Below are 19,321 nucleotides of genomic sequence, written 5' to 3' on the forward strand. Positions count from 1 at the left end.
TGCGCAGGGCTTGAGGCGAACTAGCGGCGGTCCAGCCGGTTGGCGAGGCGATCGCCCAGCCATTGCATCCCCCAGACCAGAACGATCAGGATGATGACGACGGCAATCATCACATTCGTCTCGTAGCGCTGATAGCCATAGCGGATGGCGAGGTCGCCGAGACCGCCGCCGCCGATGGTGCCGGCCATGGCGGACGCGCCGATCAGCGTCACCATGGTCACGGTGAAGCCGGCGACGATGCCGGGCATGGCTTCCGGTATCAGCACTTCGCGGACGATGGTCCAGCGATTGCCGCCCATGGCGCGCACGGCGTCGATCAGGCCGCGATCGACATCGCGCAGCGACACTTCGGCGACGCGGGCATAGTAGGGAATGGCGGCGATGGTCAGCGGCACGATCGCGGCCGTCGTGCCGAGCGCCGTGCCGACGATCAGGCGCGTCACCGGAATGAGCGCAATGAGCAGGATGATGAAAGGCACGGCGCGGAAGCCGTCGACCAGGATGCCCAGAATGCGGTTGATCGCACCCTGCTCGGCAATGCCGCCGCGGCTGGTGACGACGAGGGCGAGGCCAAGCGGCAGGCCGATGATCAGCGAAAGAAAGCCCGATGCGCCCGTCATCCAGATGGTTTGCCAGAAGGAGCGCCAGAGCAGGCCGAGGATTACGTCAGTTGTCATAGCCTAGAACCTCCACCCGGGCGGAGCGGGCTTTCAAAAAATCGCTAACCTGGGTCGGCAAACTCGGATCACGCGTCGGCACAGCGACGAAGAAGCGGGCGACGGGCTGGTTCTGGATATGGTCGATGCCACCATGGACCAGCCGGAAGGAGCGGGGAAGAGCGGCCGAAAGCTCGGCAAAGAGCGCGCCTTGCGCGGCAGGGCCGGCGAGATCGACACTGAGAATGGCTTCAGCCCCGGATGTCGAGGAGAGGCGGGCGGCAATATGGTCGGGAAGCTGCGGGCGGGCGCCGCTGAGCAGGCTTGCGGCAATTTCCGTTTGCGGGTTGGCGAACACGGTCCATACCGAACCCTCTTCGACGATCCTGCCGGCATCGATGACCGCGACGCGATCGGCGATCGAGCGGATGACTTCCATCTCGTGGGTAATGAGGAGGATCGTCAGGCCGAGCTTTTGGTTGATGTCCTTCAACAGTGCCAGGATCGACCGGGTGGTTTCCGGGTCGAGCGCCGATGTCGCTTCGTCCGAGAGCAGAATGGCGGGCCGAGCGGCGAGGGCGCGGGCAATGCCGACGCGCTGCTTCTGGCCGCCTGAAAGCGCCGAGGGATAGGCCTTTGCCTTGTCGGCGAGGCCGACCAGATCAAGCAGCTCGCGGGCGCGCTGCAATCGTTCCGTCTTGGCGAGGCCCTCGATCTTCAGCGGCAGCGCGATGTTTTCCTCCACGGTCCTCGAGGACAGCAGATTGAAATGCTGGAAGACCATGCCGATGCGGCGGCGCAGTGGCTGCAATTCCTTCTCGGATAAACGCGCGATATCGCGGCCCTCTATGTGGATCTCGCCGCTGTCGGCACGTTCCAGCCCGTTCAGGCAACGGATCAGTGTCGATTTGCCCGCGCCGCTGCGGCCGATGATACCGACGATTTCGCCGCGGCGCGCGGTCAGCGATATGCCATCCAGCGCCGGCGTGGTGTCGAACCGGCGGCGAACATCGATCAGGCGGACGATCTCGTCGCCGGCCGAAGTATCGGGTGGCGCCTGTCCGTCGATTGATGTGGCTGGGGTGAAAGAATTCATTCTCTGTCTCTTTGTGTAAAAGCGGCCTTCAAGTTGATTGAGGCCATTATACCCCCCTCTGTCACTTTCGTGACATCTCTCCCACAAGGGGGGAGATTGGCAACGTTTGGCAAGCCATCAGCAGGAAGAACGGATTGCATATGCGGATGCTTCGCTGATCTGTTTTGCGGAGCGCGCGGCATACTCCCCACGATCTCTCCCCTTGTGGGAGAGATGTCCCGAAAGGAATAGAGGGGGTGCATGCTCTCCACGAACTTCTCAGCGAGCGTCATCGCATCCCGAGGGAAAAACGCCGAAGGCGGCCCGGGCAAGATGCCCCAGCCGCCTTGCCATTCAGCGCTGTCCCCCGCGCTGTTTGGTAATCAATAGGCGCTTTGGCCCGTGCCCTTGTAGACCTTGTCGAATTCGGCCTTTACAACGTCATTCTGATAGGCGGCAACCAGGGTCTTGACCCAGGGCGCGCTCTCGTCGCTTTGCCTAACAGCGATGAAGTTGCGGTAGGGGTTGCCTTCGGTCTGTTCCTGCGCGATGCGGTCTTGCGCCGAGAGGCCCGCCTTCAGCGCCCAGTCGGTGTTGACGACAGCTCCGTCAAGGTCGTCGATCGAGCGGCCGACGATGCCGGCATCCAGTTCCTTGATGTCGACGTTCTTCGGGTTTTCCGCGATGTCGGCGACCGTGGCGAGAATACCGGTGCCGTCTTTGAGCTTGATGATGCCTTCATGCTGCAGCACGAGAAGCGCGCGGCCCTCGTTGGACGGGTCGTTCGGCACGCCGATGGTGGCGCCCTTCGGCAGTTCGGCGACAGTCTTGTACTTCTTCGTGTAGAGACCGATCGGCCAGATGCCCGTATAGCCGGCAACGACGATGTGATAGCCGTGCTGCTTGATCTGGTTGTCGAGGTAAGGCTTGTGCTGGAAGGCGTTGGCGTCGACTTCGCCGCGCTCCAGTGCCTCGTTCGGCTGGGTGTAGTCGTTGAAGACGACCGGCTCGACCTTCAGGCCCTTCTTGGCGGCTTCGGCGACCACGACGCGCCAGACATCCTCGTCCTCACCGCTCATGATGCCGACCTTGATCGTCTTGTCTGCGGCGAAGGTCTGCGGAGCAGTTACCGTCAAGCCGAATACGGCGACAGCGGATGCAAAGATGGCAGCAAGGCCGGCGCGGCGGGAAAGGCGCAGCGCGTCGAAACCTTTGGAAAGCTTTTCAGTCATGGGAAATCCTGTTCCAGATGATCGAGATCGTTCTCTCGTTGACGCAGGGATAATCTCAGACGCGCGTTTGGTTCGCCAAGCAGGATCATGCGTTGTGCGCTGCGGTTCTGAAAAACTCTTTTCAGTGCAACGCAAAAGAGCAAACTAATTTTCTATAATTACTATAGATTACTTATGCGGCAAAACAGGCATTTGCTCAAAATTTAATCGTCTCAGCGATGAATGGGGTCTTTCCAGAGGACTTCCTCCGGCTTTTCGATCGGTTCGATATCGAGATTGACGACGACCGGCTCCTGGCCGGAGCGGACAAGCACGCATTCCAGTATCTCGTCGCGGCTGGCATTGATCTCCTGATGCGGCACATAGGGCGGCACGAAGATGAAGTCGCCGGGGCCTGCCTCGGCGACGAATTCCAGGTTGTCGCCCCAGCGCATCCGCGCCCGGCCCTTGACGACATAGATGATGCTTTCGAGATCGCCGTGATGGTGAGCGCCGGTCTTGGCATTGGCGTGGATCGTCACGGTTCCCGCCCAGATTTTTTCCGCGCCGGCGCGCGCATGGTTGATCGCGGTCGCGCGGTTCATGCCCGGCGTCTGCGCCGTGTTCGGGTCAAGCGCATTGCCGGGGATGATCTTGATGCCGTGCTCGCGCCAATCGACGTGTTGGTGGCCGTGATCGTGACCATCCGGATGCTCGTGTTCATGATCGCCGCACATGGTCGTCCTTTCGGCTATGGGGGGAGATTCGCATGCCTTCCACAGATGCGCTGTCATTTCACTCTACGCGAAGTCGTTCAAAAATAAAGAGAATTACAGAAAATTTGCAAAGAGGCTTTTCAAGTCGAGATTAATCTATAGACTTGATCAAGTTACATGACCGGTGGGAACATTTCGTGTGGTTCCCGCGTTGCGCCGGTCACAAGATGGTTTGCCGCGCTATACCCCCCGACTTAGGCGCGCCAAACTGAAGAAGCAGCGCTTGGGTCTCCGTAGGAGATCATTAACTTTCATATATGCGCCGGACTTCCAATTGAAAGGAGACAGACATGTCGAATGCCTTGCCGCCCCTTCATGAGGGTCATGCCCCCATCACCCTCCAGCAGCTCTTCCGCGAGGCGCTCTATGCCTTCGAGGAATGGGACAGCGAAGTAACCGAACCGATCGTGACGTTCGAAGGACGTATCCATCCCATCAGCGTCGTGTTCGAAGCCATGCGCGAATGCACTGACATCGTGCCCAACAATATCGTCTCGGCGGTGACCGAGCGACTGACCAAGCCCTGGGAGGGCGAAGGTCCGCTTGACACGATGACCTTTTCGACGGCCGCCCGCGTGATGGGCGTTCTGGTTCGTAAAAGGCTGCTGGCCGTCAACAATGGCCTCAACGTTGCCGCGCTTGCGGCGGACACTCAGGCGACGGAAAAGTCGGACCGCTGAAAGAGCGAAAACCGTTTATGAAAGGCCCGCTGGCACGCCCGCGGGCCTTTTGTGTTCTCAGCGGCTGCTAACGTCGAATTGCGGATCGACGGGGATCTGCATCGCGGTGACCAAATGGTTTGTCTGTCCGGCCAATCCGATGACCGCCAGCAGCTCAGCGTGCTGCGCATCCGTCATTCCCTTCGCCTTGGCCGCTGCCGTGTGCGAATGGACGCAATAGGTGCAGCCGTTTGCCGTGGAGACGGCGATGTAGATCATTTCCCGCACGAGCGGATCGAGCGTGCCTTCCGCCATCATCACGGCTTTCAACCCTTCCCAGGTGCGCTTCAGCAGCGCGGGATCATTGGCGAGGCCGCGCCAGAAATTATTGACGAAGTCGGATTTTCTCGTTGCGCGAATGTCGTCGAACACGGCTTTGACCGCCGGGATTGCCTCCGCTTCCGCATCATCAAGCAGTTTGACCGTCGCCATTCTCCGTCTCCTTTCAACAATCCTGAACGGATCGGACCATAGCGCATTTCCCTCCATTATCAGCGGAATAGGCGTGGAATTTCTCTCCTCTTTTCGTTTGCAAAATCCATCCATATGTGAAAATACTATTTACATAAGAAAATTGAGGCTGATGCGGAAGCCGGTCACGAGGATAATCCTCAAGGCGGAAAGATGCTTTTGGCCGGAGTGGAGCCAGGGGAGCTGGAGTATCGATGGCGTTGAAGAAGGACTTGCCGCTGGCCGGGCTTGTTGTCGTCGACATGAGCCAGTTCCTGTCCGGTCCTTATTGCACCCTCCGACTGATGGATCTGGGCGCCAGGGTCATCAAGATCGAGCGTCCCGCCGGCGGCGATCTCTCGCGCGGGCTCTATCTCAGCGATCACGAGAGCGGCGATTCCACGATCTTTCATGCAATCAACCGCTCCAAGGAAAGTCTGGCGATCGACCTGAAGAACGAGCGCGACATGGCCGCGCTGCGCAAGCTCATCTCCCGTGCCGATGTGCTCGTACAGAATTTCCGCCCCGGCGTGATCGAGCGGCTGGGTCTGGACCATGAAGCGGCACGCAAGCTCAATCCGCGCCTCGTCTATTGCTCGATCAGCGGCTATGGCGAAGAGGGGCCTTGGGTCTCGCGGCCGGGTCAGGATCTTCTGGCGCAGTCGCGCTCCGGCGTCATGTGGCTGAATGGCGATGAGGGACAGGGGCCGGTGCCCTTCGGCCTTGCGATCGGCGATATGCTGGCCGGCGCGGCGGCAGCCCAGGGCATTCTCGCAGCGCTGGTGCGTCGCGGCGTGACGGGTGAGGGCGGCTTGGTGGAAACCAGCCTGCTCGAGGCGCTCGTCGATCTGCAGGTCGAGGTGCTGAGCGTGCATATGAACAGCGGCAACAAGCTGCCGGAGCGCTCGCATGTCCGCAGCGCGCACGCCTATCTTTCCGCGCCCTATGGCGTCTATCCCGCCGCCGACGGCCATCTCGCCATCGCCATGACGCCGATTTCCAAGCTTGCCGACCTGCTCGGCATGGACGAGCTTGCGCCCTATCGCAATGACCCGAAGAGCTGGTTCACATCGCGCGACGAGATCAAGGCGCTGATCGCGGCGCGCATTGCGACCCGCAATGTCGATGACTGGCTGGCAATCCTCGAACCTGCCGATATCTGGTGCGCGCGGGTGCTGAACTGGCCGGAGCTTCTCGGCAGCGAAGGTTTTCGCGTGCTCGACATGCTACAGACGGTCGGGCGCGATGACGGCGTCAGCCTGCATACCACCCGCTCGCCCATCCGCATCGATGGGCAGCGGCCGAAATTCGAGCGTGCGGCCCCGCACGTTGGCGAGCATAATGCGGCGCTCTGGGAGGAGTTCGACCTCGGTTGAGGGGTCGAGAGGTCGCGATGGATTTAGAAGGAGTTTTCCAATGACGCGCATCACCAATCTTCGCGTTTTCGATTTGCGCTTCCCGACATCGCAGAGCCTCGACGGTTCGGATGCGATGAATCCGGACCCGGATTATTCGGCGGCCTATGTCATCCTTGAGACCGACAAGCCGGGTCTTGCCGGCCACGGCCTGACCTTCACCATCGGCCGGGGCAACGACATCTGCTGCATGGCGATCGAGGCGATGCGCCATCTGGTGGTCGGCACGGAGCTTGCGACGGTTCTGGAAAACCCCGGCAAATACTGGCGGCATCTGACCAGCGACAGCCAGCTGCGCTGGATCGGCCCGGAAAAGGGCGCGATGCATCTGGCGACGGGCGCAGTCGTCAATGCCGTCTGGGATCTGCTGGCCAAGGAAGCAGGCAAGCCGGTCTGGCGCCTTGTTTCGGAGATGGATGCAGAGCACATCGCCGATATCGTCGACTACCGCTACCTGACCGACGTTCTCACTCGCGATGAGGCCGTCGCCATCCTGAAGAAGGCGGAGGCCGGCAAAGCCGACCGTATCGCCACGCTCGAGCGCGAGGGCTATGCCTGCTACACGACGTCGGCCGGTTGGCTCGGCTATGACGACGCCAAGCTGCGCCGTCTGTGCCAGGAGGCAATCGACGCCGGCTTCAATCACGTGAAGATGAAGGTCGGCCGCGATCTCGAAGACGATATCCGTCGCCTGACAATTGCCCGCGAGGTAATTGGCCCCGACCGTTATCTGATGATCGACGCCAACCAGGTCTGGGAAGTCAACCAGGCGATCGACTGGGTGAAGAAGCTCGCCTTCGCCAAGCCCTTCTTCATCGAAGAGCCCACCAGCCCGGACGATGTCGCCGGACATCGCAAGATCCGCCAGGCCATCGGCCCGGTGAAGGTCGCGACCGGCGAGATGTGCCAGAACCGCATCATGTTCAAGCAGTTCATCGCCGAAGGCGCGATCGACATCGTGCAGATCGATTCCTGCCGCATGGGCGGCCTCAACGAAGTTCTCGCCGTGCTGCTGATCGCCGCCAAGTATGGGCTGCCGGTCTGGCCGCATGCCGGCGGCGTCGGCCTTTGCGAATATGTGCAGCACCTGTCGATGATCGACTATATCGCAGTCTCAGGCACCAAGGATGGCCGCGTCATCGAATATGTCGATCACCTGCACGAGCATTTCATCGACCCCTGCATCATCCGCGACGCAGCCTACATGCCGCCGAGCCTGCCGGGCTTCTCGATCGAGATGAAGCCGGAATCGATTAAGGAATACACGTTCAAGGGTTGATCCGAAGTCTACATCGACCGCTTTATTCCCTGGCAGAAGCTGTGCAATATTTGCGCGTTTTTGCCAGGGAGAAGTCCATGCAAGTCACCTTTGCTCTTGTCCTGACGGTTGTATCGCTCCTCGCATTTGGAAACGCCGAAGCCGGCGACCGAGAGCGGTTCACTGTTGCGACGGCTGGCGGCAATGTTCTGGTTGAGGGTTCTACGGATAGCGCAAGTCCTTCGCGTCCTGCCGTCATTATTCTGAGCGGCAGCAAGGGGTTTGCTTCGCCCGCATATGATGATTTTGGGCGCAGTCTCGATGCAGCCGGTCTTGACGCCTATTTCGTTCATCTGCTTTCACCCGTTGATGAGCAGGCTATCGCCCATGCGGGCAGCGCCCGCGCCCGTATCGCCTATTATGCGACGCGTCGGCCGGCCTGGATCGCGACGGTTCATAAGGTGATTTCTCATCTCAACAGCGAACCGGACCATATCCGGCGGATCGGCGTGCTCGGCATATCGCTTGGAGCGCAAACCGCCGCTGCCGCTTCAGCAGGCGCCACCGATATCGGCGCACTCGTCCTTGTCGACGGCGCCTTCCCCGAGGGCTACTCGAAGCCAGTGAGTTCCTTGCCGCCTCTGCTTATTGTCTGGGGCGGCGCTGACCGCACCTTTCCCATCTCGACGGCGCAAACGTTGCGCCAGATGGCCCAAGGCTTGGATGGATCTGTCAGCCTCGACGTTCACAAGGGCGGTGCGCACGACTTCTTTCTGAAGCCGGGTGCGCAAGCGACGGCGGCTCAGCGGGGTGTTATCGATTTCTTTGTATCGCAGCTGTCGAAATGATCTTAGCCCATGCTGCAAGGCGTCGGTCCGTGAAAGGACGCGACGTGCTGGTGCAAAGCGACGGATGCGCTTTGATTATGGAAGCTGCTACCGTTGAAGCGCTCAAGGCGAGCGCTTCAACCATGCCTGAATGACCGGCACGTCGGCATCGTCAAATTCGTGACCGCCGGGAATGGTTGCCAGATCGACTTTTGCGCCGCCATCCCGCAGCCGTTCGGCGAGAGGTTGAGCGTAGGGCCCGTACAAATCCTTTTCGCCCGCGACCACCAGCACATCGGCATCCGACATATCCGCTGCAGGCGGATTTTCGAGCACGGCCATGGAGCGCAACAACACTGCGCGGCGGATGAGATGCGGCTGCAACGACAGCATGGCGTTCAGAAGGTTGGCGCCGTTCGAATAGCCGATATAGACGATGCGGTCCGGATCGAGGCCATAGGCATGGACCGCGCCATCGATGAAGGCGGCGAAGGCTTCGGCTTCGCTGGCGATATCGGCCTGATCGAAGGTCATCGGTCCGTTGCGGCGGAACCAGCGCGGCGCACCTTCTTCGAGCGCGCGGCCTCGAACCGTCAGCAGTGTCGCGTCGGCATCGATCTTGTGGCCGAGCGGCAGCATCGTCGTTTCGTTGGCGCCGGAGCCATGCAGCAGAACGAAGACATTGCCGTTCGCTTGCTCCGGCGTGAAGAAGCGATGGATGAAGGGCAGGTCGCGATAGATGAAGCGTGGTTCGCCGGGCATGGAGAATTGCGGCAGGATCACGTTCAGTTCCGCCAAAAGCCTCGGACTGTCGCCGGGTGCAAAGAGGCGCGTGCCAAGCGTTGCCTCGTCCTCGTCGATCAACATGCCGGGTGCATCCGTCGCAAGTTCGAGCAGGATCTGGCCGGGTTCGCGGACGTAGAGCGAGCGGAAATATTTGCGGTCATGCATCGCCGTCGGCCCGGAATTGATTGCCTGTAGCGCGGTGCGGACCGACTGCAGTTCGGCATCGTCCTTGGCGCGGAAGGCGACATGATCGACCGTGCCTGTGCCCGGCGCGCTTGCCCAGAAGCCGCGCGCATCGCGGATGTCAAGGATATCGCCAGTCTCCGAGACGAGCCGATTGATCGCTCCGCTGGTGGCGAGCGGCCGGTAGCCGAAGTGATCGTTGAGGATCGCCTGCGTTTCCTCGGGCGTTTCGGTGAACAGCGTCGCGCCGCGGATGCGGGCAATGGCGTGCTCCTGTGGAATGGTATCGCTCGTCCACGGGGCCGTTGCGCGCAGAGTCGTGGTTCCCACGAGCTTGACGATGACGCCGTCCGGGTCCTTCAGCCGTAAAACCGGCTCACCGAACTCCTCGGACGGCCCTTCCGGCTTGAGGCCGGCGCTTAAGGCGCGCGTCAGCCAAAAGCCGATGCTTGCGGGATCGATGGCGAGCGAAATTTCTCCCACCTGGCCGACGCCGGCGCGGCCGGGCGAACCGTCCTCCCACACGAGAAACGTAACAAGCGAGCCGGGCGAGCCCGTGGCGTCGCCATAGATGAGATGAAGCTGCGTGGCGTCCTCGAACCCGCCCGTGCGCTTGACGAGACGTAGACCCAGGAAACCGACGTAGAAATCGACATTCGCCTGAACCTTGCGAGTGATCAGCGTGATGTGATGGATGCCGGCGACCATGGGATGCTCCAGACTGTTACTTCGTTCTGATCGCTATTTAGGTCATGGGCATTGTTCAACGCAATGCGCCGTCCGTGAAGGCAGTGTTCACCAAAAGCGTAACGTCATTTGTTGCATGCTCTATTCATCTGATCCGGTTTCACCCGTTCCGGATGTCTTGGGAGCTTTTCGCTTGGATTTTGTTTTTGGTTCCGGCTCTGGCTGCGACGCTTCTCTCTCGAGACGAAGCTCGCGCAGGCGGGTGGTTTTCCGCTCGCGGATGGCCTGCTCGCTGGCGAGAATTTCCTTGACCGTGGAATCGAATTGGCTGGCCTTGGCCGACGGCGCCTGCCTCTTGGAACCAAACAGGCTGTCTTTGTTCGCTGGCGTCATTTAGGCCTCCATGGGCTGACAACGGTGTCGGTTGTAACTAGCCTAAGCTGATCGACCGCCCTTGCAAGGCATTAATCACGGCCTGTCGTGGAAGAGCTCGGAAAATGCGATAGAATTCCGAGATTGCATGCAGAAGTAGCGGGGACAACGGCAAAAGGCTGCTGTTGAGATTCAGCCATAAACTGTGCCACAAACGATGCCACCCATGAGATTTTCCGGCGAACTACCGAACGTTTTTGATATTTTAGCTGCTTCTACTTGTGGATGATGCGCCTATCGGATAGAAATATCCTATCGATATTTGTGACTGAGCTTTGCCTCGACGCACTCTGCGCGACACCGACGAACTTCCCTCCCAAAATCGGTCTACTTCCGTCCAGGCGCAGTCTGGATCGGGATCTCTGTATGAGTGATTGAAAGGTCATCGTTATGAGCACAGGTACTGTAAAGTGGTTCAATGCAGCCAAGGGTTTTGGCTTTATTCAGCCCGACGACGGCGCGACGGATGTTTTCGTGCATATTTCGGCCGTTGAGCGCGCCGGCATGAGCACGCTGCGCGACGGTCAGAAGATTTCTTACGAGCTGGTCAAAGACAAGCGTTCGGGCAAGATGTCGGCTGATCAGCTGGAAGCCATGTAAGCCATTTGTTTCCGATCTTCGACCACGGGTGTACTGGCAAAGATCGTTGAGACAATAAGGAAGAGGTCGGGTTAGCCCGGCCTTTTTTGTTTGCGCCTATGCCTGCCGGGCCAGAGCTCTTCATAGCATCGGAGCGCGGGTGTCCGGCGCCACCCTTATCCAGGGCAGTCTAGCCCGGTCAATGTTCGCCCAGCCCATCCTTTGACGACTTGAGGCGATGGCCGCTGAGTTCCGAGCCAGCTGTGCGCGAGAATCGGGCGTTCCAGATCACCGCGAGAAGCGCAATCGCCGTCACGACGATGAAAGCGACGGAGAAATCGATCATCTGGGCTTTCGCAGCGCCGCGGAATTGCATCGAGCCGTGTAGAGCAAGGGCAGCGACGCAGATGCCGAGGGAAAGCATCAGCTGCTGGAAGGTCGAATAGAAGCTGGTCGCGGTACTCATCTGGTCGCGCTCGATCTCGTCATAGGCAATCGTGTTGTAGGCCGAGAACTGGAACGACATGAAGAAGCCGCAGAAGAACAGGATCACGAAGATGACGGGCAGCGGCCAGTCAGGCCTGAAGATGGCGCACATGCCATAGCCAAGCGTGCCGATCAGGCCGAAAATGATGAGCGCGGTGCGGAAGCCGAGCGTGCGCAGGATGCGCACCTGCAACGGCTTCATCGCCATCGAGCCGACCGCTGTCGCAATGGCGATTTGGCCGGCGGCGGCGGCCGAAAGGCCGAAGCCGAGCTGCAGCATCAGCGGAATTAGAAAGGGATGGGCGCCCTGGCTGATGCGCGTCAGCGAACCGGCGATAACAGAGGTGCGGAAGGTCGGCACCTTCATCAAAGAGAAATCCATGATCGGCGAGGGATGCTTGCGGGCATGGCGCAGATAGGCGATGCCGAAGAGCAGGCCGATGGAGATCAGGAAGATGGCGAGATAGCCTTCGCCCTCGCGGCTCGACATTTCGAAGCCGAAGAGCAGTGATCCCAGTGAAATGCCCGAGAGGATGAAGCCCGAGAGGTCGAAACGGCCGGTGCGCGGGCCTTTCACTTCCTCGATGAACATCGACACGAGGATGAAGCCGATGATGCCGATCGGCACGTTGATGTAGAAGATCCAGCGCCAGTCGAGGTAGGTGACGAACATGCCGCCGACCGGCGGGCCGAGGATCGGGCCGACGAGCGCCGGGATCAGCAGCCAGGACATGGCATTGACCATGTCCTTGCGGGCGACGCTGCGCATCAGCACCAGACGGCCCACAGGCAGCATCATGGCGCCGCCGAGGCCCTGCAGCAATCGCGCGATCACGAGGAAGAACAGGTTTGGCGCCTGCGCGCAGAGAAGCGAGCCGACGACGAAGACCGCGATGGCGGAGCGGAAGACGGTGCGCGACCCAAAGCGATCGGCAATGGCGCCGCTGGCGGGAATGAAGATAGCGAGGCTGAGGAGGTAGGATGTCAGCGAGATACTCATGGCCGGCGCGCTGACGCCGAAGTCTCTTGCCATGGTCGGAAGAGCTGTTGCGAGCACAGTCGCGTCGAGCTGTTCCATGAACATCGCGCTTGCCACAATAAGCGCTACTACACGAAAATTCGGTGCGGCCCGCCTGACGTGGGCGGCCTGGAATATCTGGTCCGACATTGTCGGGGATCGCTCTCGATGGTGCGGAGGGGTCCTAAGACAGAACCGCAAGTCTGGTCACGGCCGCGAAGGCCTGTTTGAACGGCGGTTTGTATACTCCCGCATCGCCGCAATTTCCATATCAGAAATCGCAAATTTGATTGATGGGATGAAAAAAATGACGCACATGCAGGGGCAAACGGCATCAAATGAACGTGAGGTGAATGAATAGGCGCGATATCGCGCTGAAATGCTCACGCTTGGTTTTTTCGCGTAAGATAATGTGCTCGTTTTTGGTAGGTGCCGCGGACGAAAAAGACCGGTGGCGATTGATGGTGGCACCGGTCCGAGTTGTCGTTTTCAGCAGGCTCCGAGGTGATCAGTAACCTTCGGCAAGTCCCGAGCCGGCGCGGCTGTCTATGGCGCCGTTGTAGCGGGCACCGCCGCCCTTGGCGATGTCGCTGAGGCTCTTGCCGCCAACGAGGATGCCGGCGGCCTGACCCCAGATCGGCCAGTCGTTGTCAACCTGAACCGTGTAGCCCATACCGGTCAAAAGCTTGATCGTATCGGGCGAGAGCGCACGCGGCTCCATGTAGACCTTATCCGGCAGCCATTGATGATGGATGCGCGGCGCGTCGATCGCTTCCTGGATGTTCATGCCGAAGTCGATGACGTTGATGATCGCTTCAAGCGTGATGGTGATGATGCGCGAACCGCCGGGGCTACCGATCACCATGAAGGGCTTGCCGTCCTTGGCGATGATCGTCGGGCTCATGGATGAGAGCGGCGTCTTCTTCGGCTGGATGGCATTGGCTTCGCCCTGCACCAGGCCGTAGAGGTTGGGCACGCCCGGCTTGGAGGTGAAGTCGTCCATCTCGTTGTTCAGGAGGATGCCGGTGCCCGGCGCGACGACGCCGGCGCCGAAACCACCGTTCAGCGTGTAGGTGACGGCAACGGCATTGCCGTCATTGTCGATGATCGAATAATGCGTGGTCTCGTGGCTTTCACCGAGGCCCTTCGGCATCAGATCCTTTGAAACGCCGGCCTTGTAGGGCGAAATGCTGTCGCGAATCTTCTGGGCATAGGCCTTGTCCAGCAGCTTGCTGATGGGATTGTTGACGAAATCCGGATCGCCAAGCGCCGAGTTGCGGTCGACATAGGCGTAGCGCATGGCTTCAACCATGTAATGCACCGTGTCGGCGGAGGCGTAGCCGGTATAGGAGAGCGGATAGCCCTCCAGCACGTTGAGGATTTCGCAGATGATGACGCCGCCGGAGGAGGGAGGCGGCGAGGAAATGATCTCGTAGCCGCGATAATTGCATTTCACGGGATCGAGTTCGCGAACCTTGTACTGTTCGAAATCCTGGTTGGCGAGAATGCCGCCCTTGTCCTGACTTGCCTTGACGATGGCATTGGCGACCGGTCCCTTGTAGAAACCGTCAGGCCCTTGATCCGAGATGCCGGAGAGAGCGTTGGCGAGGTCCGGCTGGGTCAGCTTGTCACCCGTCGCGAAGGGCTTGCCGTCCGCCTTGGTGAAGATCGCGGCGGTAGCCGGATCACGCGAAAGCCATGCCTTGTTCTCGTTCAGCTCGGCGGCATCGGCCTGGTTCAGCGTGAATCCTTCCTTGGCATAGCGAATGGCCGGCGCCATCAGATCCTGACGGGATTTCGTGCCATATTTCTCGCGGGCCGTCTCGAAGCCCATGACCGAGCCGGGAACACCGACCGCGAGATAGCCATCGGTGCTCGCGCCTTTGACGATATTGCCCTTGTCGTCGAGGTACATGTCCTTTTTGGCGGCCAGCGGTGCGCGCTCACGAAAATCGAGGAAATCCGTCTTGCCGTCACGCATGCGGATGGTCATGAAGCCGCCGCCGCCGATATTGCCGGCCGTGGGATAAACGACGGCAAGCGCATAGCCGACCGCAACGGCGGCATCGACGGCATTGCCGCCATTCTTCAGCACGTCGACGCCGACATCGGTGGCGAGATGCTGTGCCGTTACCACCATGCCATGTTCAGCCTCGACGGGTGGCGGTGCGGCGGCGCGGGCGGTGACGGAAAAGAGAGCAAATGTGACAAGGGTTACCGACGAAATCGCCCGCTGGCGGAATTGGCGCATGATGCGTATGCCTCCCGTTATTGTCTGATGGAAAGTCGCCCATAAATGACATGGTGTCACGCGCGAAAATGGCGATATCCGCCGTCACAAATTTTTAATGGTGCGGCCGAGCCGTAGGCCTGTGCCTTCCGCACTATGTCTTCCGTGCACTACTGCGGATAATTTCGATTTCCCCGCTGCGAAGACGCGGGCTTCGCACTTGCAATATTTATTTTATTAGGCAAGTCTATTTTAGGGTGTTGCTTGTCGAGGCGAGTATTGCGTGGAGGGTAATCATGGCCGTGACGAAGCTCGAACAATGGAAGAGCGAGCGCAGGATCAAGACTGGGCCATCCATCGTTCGCGAGAAGACACATGTCGTCGAGATCGAGTGCGATCATTGCGCTCGACACTTCTTCCGATGGACATCAACCGCAGCCGCCTATTGGCGTTGTGACGATTGCACCGCCATCGTCTAAGCCACGGCCGCTTCCAGTGATTACGCGATCAGGATGGCGCGGAAGTCGTTGACGTTCGTTCCCGTCGGGCCGGGCACGAATAGATCGCCGATCGCGTCGAATGCTGTCCACGCATCATTGTTTGCCAGCATCTCGGCCGGCACCAATCCGGCCTCACGCAGCCGCGTCACCGTGCCCGCATCGGCAAAGGCACCGGCATTGTCCTCGCTGCCGTCTATACCGTCCGTGTCGGCGGCCATGGCATAAATCCCCGTGTTGCCATCGATGTCGATCGCCAGCGACAGCAGGAATTCCGAGTTTCGTCCGCCCTTGCCCTTGCCTTTCAACGTCACCGTCGTTTCTCCGCCTGACAGTAGCACAATAGGCTTGGCGAAGGGGCGGCTGCGATGCAGCACCTCGCGGGCGATGGCGGCATGGACATGCGCGGCCTCGCGGGCTTCGCCTTCGATGGCATCGGAGAGGATGGCTGCTTCGATGCCGGCGGCGCGGACCACCTCGGCGGCGGCCTCCAGAGAGACGCCGGCCGATGCGATGAGATGGACCTCATTGCCGGCAAAGCGCGGATCATCCGGACGCGGCGCATCCGCTTCGGCCGTCTCGATATGGGCGAGAACGGCTGTCGGCAACTCGATGCGATAGAGGCGGATAAGATCGAGCGCCTCGGTGCGGGTGCCGGCACCGGGCACGGTCGGGCCGGATGCGACCAGAGCCGGATCGTCGCCGGGGATATCCGAAACGACGAGAGAGACGACCTTGGCGGGATGGGCCGCGGCGGCCAACCGGCCTCCCTTGATGGTCGACAGATGTTTGCGAATGACATTCATCGCGGAGATTGGCGCGCCGGAGGCGAGCAGCGCCTTGTTGACCGCGATCTCGTCCGCGAGGCTCAACGTACCGGCTGGCGAGGGCAGCAGCGCCGAGCCACCGCCTGATATCAGGGCGATCACCAGATCGTCCTCAGTGAGACCTTCCACAAGCTTCAGCAGGCGCTTCGAGGCGGCGAGTCCGGCTTCGTCCGGCACAGGATGGGCTGCTTCGATGATCTCGATCTTATGGCAAGGGGCGGAGAAGCCGTATCGCGTCACCACCAATCCTTCCAGCTGGCCATCCCAGCATTGTTCCAACGCCGCAGCCATCTGGGCCGACCCCTTGCCGGCGCCGATGACAATCGTCCGGCCCTTCGGCTTTGCAGGCAGATGCGCGCGGATGCCGATCAAAGGATCGGCGGCGCGAACGGCGGCATCGAATAAGGAAGTGAGAAAGGCGCGGGGATCGGAAACGGTCATGTCGAACTGCCTGTCTGCTAGAGCGTTTGTACGCAATTCCGGACGGAAAACCGCCACGCACTTTTCCTGGAATTGCTCTAAGAGCCTGTAACCATTTGGTGGCTTAACTGGCTCGAGGACGCAAGGGGCGGGAACTGCAATTGTGTCCTGTGCCAGGAATCCCTATGTAGAAGGAAAAGGTTTCACGCTTTTATTTCAAGGATTTTCGACATGGCCGAACTGAAAGTGAAGACGAGGCAGACGGGCGCCACCGCTACGGTTGGCCGCACGGGATTTCCGCACGTAACCTCGGTGACGGGCGGCGAGATCGATATCGTCACCTCGCCGTCGCAGCCCGGTTTCAACCCGCTCGACCTGCTCTATTCGTCGCTGTCCGCCTGCCTGGTCCTAAGCGCCCGCATGGCGGCAAGCAGCCTCGGCGTGCTCGACAAGCTCACCGAAGTGACCGCCGTCGTGACGGGCGAAAAGGCCACCGAAGGCCTTTCCCGCGTCGAGAAATTCAACATCGCCTTCACCATCAAGGGCGATTTCAGCGATGAAATCCGCAATGCTATCGCGCATGCCGCCGAGGATGAGATCTGCACTGTCAGCAACACGATCCGCGGCAATCCGCAGTTTTCGACGGTGATTTCGGGGTGAGTTTGGGTTCGGAATAGCCCCTCATCCGTCCTTTCGCAGTTGCGCTTCGCTTAACAGCTCAAGTCCACCTTCTCCCCGCACGCGGGGCGAAGGGACTTGGTGTTATCGCTCCCTCTCCCCGTCAAAACGGGGAGAGGGCTGGGGTGAGGGGCCATTCTACTTCGAGGGAAACTCGAACCCTTGGAGATAAGGCCCCAGCTCCGGATCGATATCCACCTTCACGGCATTGTTGTAGATCGCAGTCGCGATCATGATGCCGGCGAAAGCCACGAGATTGGCAAGCGCCGGCTCGTCGTAGCGCGCCTTCAGCCGCGTCCAGACTTCCTCGGGAATGGCGTTGGAATCCCTGACGATCGCCTTGCCGAATTCGACTAGCAGAGCTTCGTCCTCAGTCGGTACGATCGTTTCCGGCGTCAGCCCCGCATTGATCAGTGCCCGCCGGAAGAAGCCGACCGGGATGATCGAGCGGCATTCGATTGCAATCGCTTGGCACAGTAGCCAGACGGCGCGATCGTCGAGCGCCGGGCGCAGCTCTTCGCGCAAGGGAAACCACTCCGCATAGATACGATGCGCCACCGGCGAATGCAGCAATGTCCGCTTCATGTTGGTCATGCGGCCGCGCAGCTGTACTTCACGGTCATGTTCGGCGCGCACGGCTTCGGAAGCGGTTTCATAGTCGATTGGTGTGATATGGCTCATGTCAGTCTCTTAATGCTGGGCTCTTTCACTGCGCTGCGGCAGCCGTTTTCTTGAAGAAGCGGTTTTCCGGACGCGGCAGGCCGAGATTTTCGCGCAATGTCGTGCCTTCGTATTCACGGCGGAAGATGCCGCGGCGCTGGAGCTCTGGAACGACACGGGTGGTCACGTCAAGCAGACCCTGCGGCAGGAAGGGGAAGACGACGTTGAACCCGTCGGAGCCTTCCTCGCGCAGCCACTGCTCCATCTCGTCGGCGATGCTTTCAGGCGTGCCGACGAAGGCGAGGCCGGCATAGCCGCCGAGGCGCTGGGCAAGCTGGCGCACGGTGAGCTTTTCGGCTTCGGCAAGGGCGATGACGCGTTCGCGACCGCTCTTGCTGGCATTGGTTTCCGGGATTTCCGGTAGCGGGCCATCCGGATCAAACTTGGAGGCATTATGACCAAGCGCGATCGACAGGGACGCGATGGCGCTGTCGTAATGGACGAGGCTGTCGAGCTTTGCTCGTTTCGCCTTCGCCTCCTCGGTGGTGTCGCCAACGACGATGAAGGCGGCGGGCAAGATCTTCAGATGATCCGGGTTGCGACCGATCGCCTTCATCCGCCCCTTGATATCGGCGAAGATCGACTTGCCGTCGGCGAGATTGCGGGGGGCGGCAAAGACCGCCTCCGCCGTTTCAGCGGCGAGCTGGCGACCGGCGTCGGATTGTCCGGCCTGAACGATGACGGGCCAGCCCTGCGGCGGGCGAGCAATGTTGAGGGGGCCGCGAACGCTCAGTTCCTCGCCCTTGTGCCCGAGCACATGCATGCGGTCCGGATCGAAGAAGATGCCGCTTTCTGCGTCGTGGAGGAACGCATCATCGGCAAAACTGTCCCAAAGGCCGGTGACGACATCGTAAAATTCGCGGGCGCGGTGGTAGCGCTCGCCATGTTCCATATGCTCTTCGAGACCGAAATTGAGGGCGGCATCCGGATTGGATGTCGTGACGATGTTCCAGCCGGCGCGACCGCCGCTGATATGGTCGAGAGAGGCGAAACGGCGGGCGATGTGATAGGGCAGGTCGAAGGTCGTGGAGGCGGTGGCGACGAGGCCGATCCTGTCGGTGACGGCGGCGAGCGCCGAAAGCAGGGTGAAGGGCTCGAAGGAGGTCACGGTGTGGCTGCGCTTCAAGGCTTCGATCGGCATGTTGAGAACGGCGAGGTGATCGGCCATGAAGAAGGCGTCGAATTTCGCCTTTTCCAGCTCCTGCGCGAAGCTCTTGATGTGCTGGAAATTGAAGTTGGCGTCCGGGTAGGCGCCGGGATAACGCCAGGCACCGGTATGCAGGCTGACGGGGCGCATGAAGGCGCCAAGCTTCAATTGCTTCTGTTCAGTCATCGGCTCTCTCTCGAAAATCGTCAGGCCGTCCTGTCGTGACGGCGCCGCCAGCGGAATG

20 protein-coding genes are annotated in these 19,321 nt (G+C 60.4%); 8 read left to right on the forward strand and 12 right to left on the reverse strand.

The window, feature by feature from the left end; translation table 11 throughout:
• Positions 1–20: 20 nt before the first annotated feature.
• From BJ928_RS11940 to BJ928_RS11955, 4 genes are all read right to left on the reverse strand, one after another.
• A complete protein-coding gene (locus BJ928_RS11940) occupies positions 21–677 on the reverse strand; it encodes a methionine ABC transporter permease (RefSeq protein WP_047629154.1) in 657 nt (218 codons plus the stop codon).
• The gene (locus BJ928_RS11945) at positions 667–1,752 is read right to left on the reverse strand and encodes a methionine ABC transporter ATP-binding protein (protein ID WP_047629155.1); all 1,086 of its coding nucleotides are present in this window, start codon (positions 1,750–1,752) and stop codon (positions 667–669) included. Before BJ928_RS11945 ends, BJ928_RS11940 begins: the two co-directional genes overlap by 11 nt.
• Before the next feature lie 362 nt (positions 1,753–2,114).
• Positions 2,115–2,963, reverse strand: coding sequence for a MetQ/NlpA family lipoprotein (locus BJ928_RS11950; protein WP_047629156.1), 849 nt, complete (start codon positions 2,961–2,963; stop codon positions 2,115–2,117).
• 212 nt (positions 2,964–3,175) lie between these two features.
• Positions 3,176–3,679: a cupin domain-containing protein gene (locus BJ928_RS11955; protein ID WP_047629158.1), complete on the reverse strand. Its 504-nt coding sequence runs from the start codon at positions 3,677–3,679 to the stop codon at positions 3,176–3,178.
• A gap of 329 nt (positions 3,680–4,008) precedes the next feature.
• On the opposite strand from BJ928_RS11955, the gene BJ928_RS11960 reads away from it, so the two are divergent.
• On the forward strand, positions 4,009–4,398 hold the full coding sequence (locus tag BJ928_RS11960; RefSeq protein WP_047629159.1) for a hypothetical protein: 390 nt from the start codon (positions 4,009–4,011) through the stop codon (positions 4,396–4,398).
• Between the two features lie 57 nt (positions 4,399–4,455).
• Here BJ928_RS11960 and BJ928_RS11965 read toward each other — a convergent pair whose 3' ends face one another.
• Positions 4,456–4,869: a carboxymuconolactone decarboxylase family protein gene (locus tag BJ928_RS11965; protein WP_047629160.1), complete on the reverse strand. Its 414-nt coding sequence runs from the start codon at positions 4,867–4,869 to the stop codon at positions 4,456–4,458.
• 233 nt (positions 4,870–5,102) lie between these two features.
• Here BJ928_RS11965 and BJ928_RS11970 point away from each other — a divergent pair, with 233 nt between their 5' ends.
• The 3 genes from BJ928_RS11970 (at position 5,103) to BJ928_RS11980 (ending at position 8,408) form a co-directional block, all read left to right on the forward strand.
• Entirely contained in the window at positions 5,103–6,263 is a 1,161-nt protein-coding gene (locus tag BJ928_RS11970) for a CaiB/BaiF CoA-transferase family protein (RefSeq protein WP_047629162.1), read from the forward strand.
• 40 nt (positions 6,264–6,303) lie between these two features.
• Positions 6,304–7,581, forward strand: coding sequence for an L-fuconate dehydratase (locus BJ928_RS11975; RefSeq protein WP_047629163.1), 1,278 nt, complete (start codon positions 6,304–6,306; stop codon positions 7,579–7,581).
• 77 nt (positions 7,582–7,658) lie between these two features.
• Entirely contained in the window at positions 7,659–8,408 is a 750-nt protein-coding gene (locus BJ928_RS11980) for a dienelactone hydrolase family protein (protein WP_047629165.1), read from the forward strand.
• Between the two features lie 102 nt (positions 8,409–8,510).
• Here the strand turns inward: BJ928_RS11980 and BJ928_RS11985 are convergent, their stop codons facing one another.
• Both BJ928_RS11985 and BJ928_RS11990 read right to left on the reverse strand, forming a co-directional pair.
• Positions 8,511–10,064, reverse strand: a complete 1,554-nt coding sequence (locus BJ928_RS11985) for a VOC family protein (protein WP_047629167.1) — start codon at positions 10,062–10,064, stop codon at positions 8,511–8,513.
• 120 nt (positions 10,065–10,184) lie between these two features.
• Entirely contained in the window at positions 10,185–10,436 is a 252-nt protein-coding gene (locus BJ928_RS11990; RefSeq protein ID WP_047629168.1) for a hypothetical protein, read from the reverse strand.
• 429 nt (positions 10,437–10,865) lie between these two features.
• Between BJ928_RS11990 and BJ928_RS11995 the strand changes: the two genes are divergently transcribed.
• Complete coding sequence (locus BJ928_RS11995; RefSeq protein ID WP_034503699.1) at positions 10,866–11,075, forward strand: cold-shock protein; 210 nt, start codon at positions 10,866–10,868, stop codon at positions 11,073–11,075.
• Between the two features lie 178 nt (positions 11,076–11,253).
• Here the strand turns inward: BJ928_RS11995 and BJ928_RS12000 are convergent, their stop codons facing one another.
• Positions 11,254–12,708 carry an MFS transporter gene (locus tag BJ928_RS12000; protein ID WP_047629169.1) on the reverse strand — a complete coding sequence of 485 codons (1,455 nt, stop codon included), beginning with the start codon at positions 12,706–12,708 and terminating at the stop codon, positions 11,254–11,256.
• On the opposite strand from BJ928_RS12000, the gene BJ928_RS38790 reads away from it, so the two are divergent.
• The gene (locus BJ928_RS38790; protein ID WP_183079404.1) at positions 12,617–12,919 is read left to right on the forward strand and encodes a hypothetical protein; all 303 of its coding nucleotides are present in this window, start codon (positions 12,617–12,619) and stop codon (positions 12,917–12,919) included. The genes BJ928_RS12000 and BJ928_RS38790 overlap by 92 nt on opposite strands.
• A gap of 147 nt (positions 12,920–13,066) precedes the next feature.
• On the opposite strand, the gene ggt is transcribed toward BJ928_RS38790, so the two are convergent.
• On the reverse strand, positions 13,067–14,809 hold the full coding sequence (gene ggt / locus BJ928_RS12005; protein ID WP_047629170.1) for a gamma-glutamyltransferase: 1,743 nt from the start codon (positions 14,807–14,809) through the stop codon (positions 13,067–13,069).
• A gap of 275 nt (positions 14,810–15,084) precedes the next feature.
• On the opposite strand from ggt, the gene BJ928_RS12010 reads away from it, so the two are divergent.
• The gene (locus tag BJ928_RS12010; RefSeq protein ID WP_047629171.1) at positions 15,085–15,267 is read left to right on the forward strand and encodes a hypothetical protein; all 183 of its coding nucleotides are present in this window, start codon (positions 15,085–15,087) and stop codon (positions 15,265–15,267) included.
• A 20-nt stretch (positions 15,268–15,287) separates the two neighbouring features.
• On the opposite strand, the gene BJ928_RS12015 is transcribed toward BJ928_RS12010, so the two are convergent.
• Positions 15,288–16,553 (reverse strand): glycerate kinase, encoded by a 1,266-nt coding sequence (locus BJ928_RS12015; RefSeq protein WP_047629536.1) that lies wholly within the window; start codon positions 16,551–16,553, stop codon positions 15,288–15,290.
• A 210-nt stretch (positions 16,554–16,763) separates the two neighbouring features.
• Between BJ928_RS12015 and BJ928_RS12020 the strand changes: the two genes are divergently transcribed.
• The gene (locus BJ928_RS12020; RefSeq protein WP_047629172.1) at positions 16,764–17,192 is read left to right on the forward strand and encodes an OsmC family protein; all 429 of its coding nucleotides are present in this window, start codon (positions 16,764–16,766) and stop codon (positions 17,190–17,192) included.
• 156 nt (positions 17,193–17,348) lie between these two features.
• On the opposite strand, the gene BJ928_RS12025 is transcribed toward BJ928_RS12020, so the two are convergent.
• Together BJ928_RS12025 and BJ928_RS12030 are read right to left on the reverse strand one after the other, a co-directional pair.
• Positions 17,349–17,891 carry a hypothetical protein gene (locus BJ928_RS12025; RefSeq protein ID WP_047629174.1) on the reverse strand — a complete coding sequence of 181 codons (543 nt, stop codon included), beginning with the start codon at positions 17,889–17,891 and terminating at the stop codon, positions 17,349–17,351.
• 25 nt (positions 17,892–17,916) lie between these two features.
• The gene (locus tag BJ928_RS12030) at positions 17,917–19,263 is read right to left on the reverse strand and encodes an LLM class flavin-dependent oxidoreductase (protein ID WP_047629175.1); all 1,347 of its coding nucleotides are present in this window, start codon (positions 19,261–19,263) and stop codon (positions 17,917–17,919) included.
• Positions 19,264–19,321 lie beyond the last annotated feature (58 nt).

The sequence above is a fragment of the Rhizobium sp. WW_1 genome, from assembly GCF_003610155.1.
Classification (GTDB): Bacteria; Pseudomonadota; Alphaproteobacteria; order Rhizobiales; family Rhizobiaceae; genus Rhizobium; species Rhizobium tropici_A.

Bases quoted from the DNA above. Each gene is read 5' to 3' on its own strand.
- BJ928_RS11940 (WP_047629154.1), bottom strand. From the start codon at position 677: ATGACAACTGACGTAATCCTCGGCCTGCTCTGGCGCTCCTTCTGGCAA.
- BJ928_RS11945 (WP_047629155.1), bottom strand. From the start codon at position 1,752: ATGAATTCTTTCACCCCAGCCACATCAATCGACGGACAGGCGCCACCC.
- BJ928_RS11950 (WP_047629156.1), bottom strand. From the start codon at position 2,963: ATGACTGAAAAGCTTTCCAAAGGTTTCGACGCGCTGCGCCTTTCCCGC.
- BJ928_RS11955 (WP_047629158.1), bottom strand. From the start codon at position 3,679: ATGTGCGGCGATCATGAACACGAGCATCCGGATGGTCACGATCACGGC.
- BJ928_RS11960 (WP_047629159.1), top strand. From the start codon at position 4,009: ATGTCGAATGCCTTGCCGCCCCTTCATGAGGGTCATGCCCCCATCACC.
- BJ928_RS11965 (WP_047629160.1), bottom strand. From the start codon at position 4,869: ATGGCGACGGTCAAACTGCTTGATGATGCGGAAGCGGAGGCAATCCCG.
- BJ928_RS11970 (WP_047629162.1), top strand. From the start codon at position 5,103: ATGGCGTTGAAGAAGGACTTGCCGCTGGCCGGGCTTGTTGTCGTCGAC.
- BJ928_RS11975 (WP_047629163.1), top strand. From the start codon at position 6,304: ATGACGCGCATCACCAATCTTCGCGTTTTCGATTTGCGCTTCCCGACA.
- BJ928_RS11980 (WP_047629165.1), top strand. From the start codon at position 7,659: ATGCAAGTCACCTTTGCTCTTGTCCTGACGGTTGTATCGCTCCTCGCA.
- BJ928_RS11985 (WP_047629167.1), bottom strand. From the start codon at position 10,064: ATGGTCGCCGGCATCCATCACATCACGCTGATCACTCGCAAGGTTCAG.
- BJ928_RS11990 (WP_047629168.1), bottom strand. From the start codon at position 10,436: ATGACGCCAGCGAACAAAGACAGCCTGTTTGGTTCCAAGAGGCAGGCG.
- BJ928_RS11995 (WP_034503699.1), top strand. From the start codon at position 10,866: ATGAGCACAGGTACTGTAAAGTGGTTCAATGCAGCCAAGGGTTTTGGC.
- BJ928_RS38790 (WP_183079404.1), top strand. From the start codon at position 12,617: ATGAACATCGCGCTTGCCACAATAAGCGCTACTACACGAAAATTCGGT.
- BJ928_RS12000 (WP_047629169.1), bottom strand. From the start codon at position 12,708: ATGTCGGACCAGATATTCCAGGCCGCCCACGTCAGGCGGGCCGCACCG.
- ggt (WP_047629170.1), bottom strand. From the start codon at position 14,809: ATGCGCCAATTCCGCCAGCGGGCGATTTCGTCGGTAACCCTTGTCACA.
- BJ928_RS12010 (WP_047629171.1), top strand. From the start codon at position 15,085: ATGGCCGTGACGAAGCTCGAACAATGGAAGAGCGAGCGCAGGATCAAG.
- BJ928_RS12015 (WP_047629536.1), bottom strand. From the start codon at position 16,553: ATGACCGTTTCCGATCCCCGCGCCTTTCTCACTTCCTTATTCGATGCC.
- BJ928_RS12020 (WP_047629172.1), top strand. From the start codon at position 16,764: ATGGCCGAACTGAAAGTGAAGACGAGGCAGACGGGCGCCACCGCTACG.
- BJ928_RS12025 (WP_047629174.1), bottom strand. From the start codon at position 17,891: ATGAGCCATATCACACCAATCGACTATGAAACCGCTTCCGAAGCCGTG.
- BJ928_RS12030 (WP_047629175.1), bottom strand. From the start codon at position 19,263: ATGACTGAACAGAAGCAATTGAAGCTTGGCGCCTTCATGCGCCCCGTC.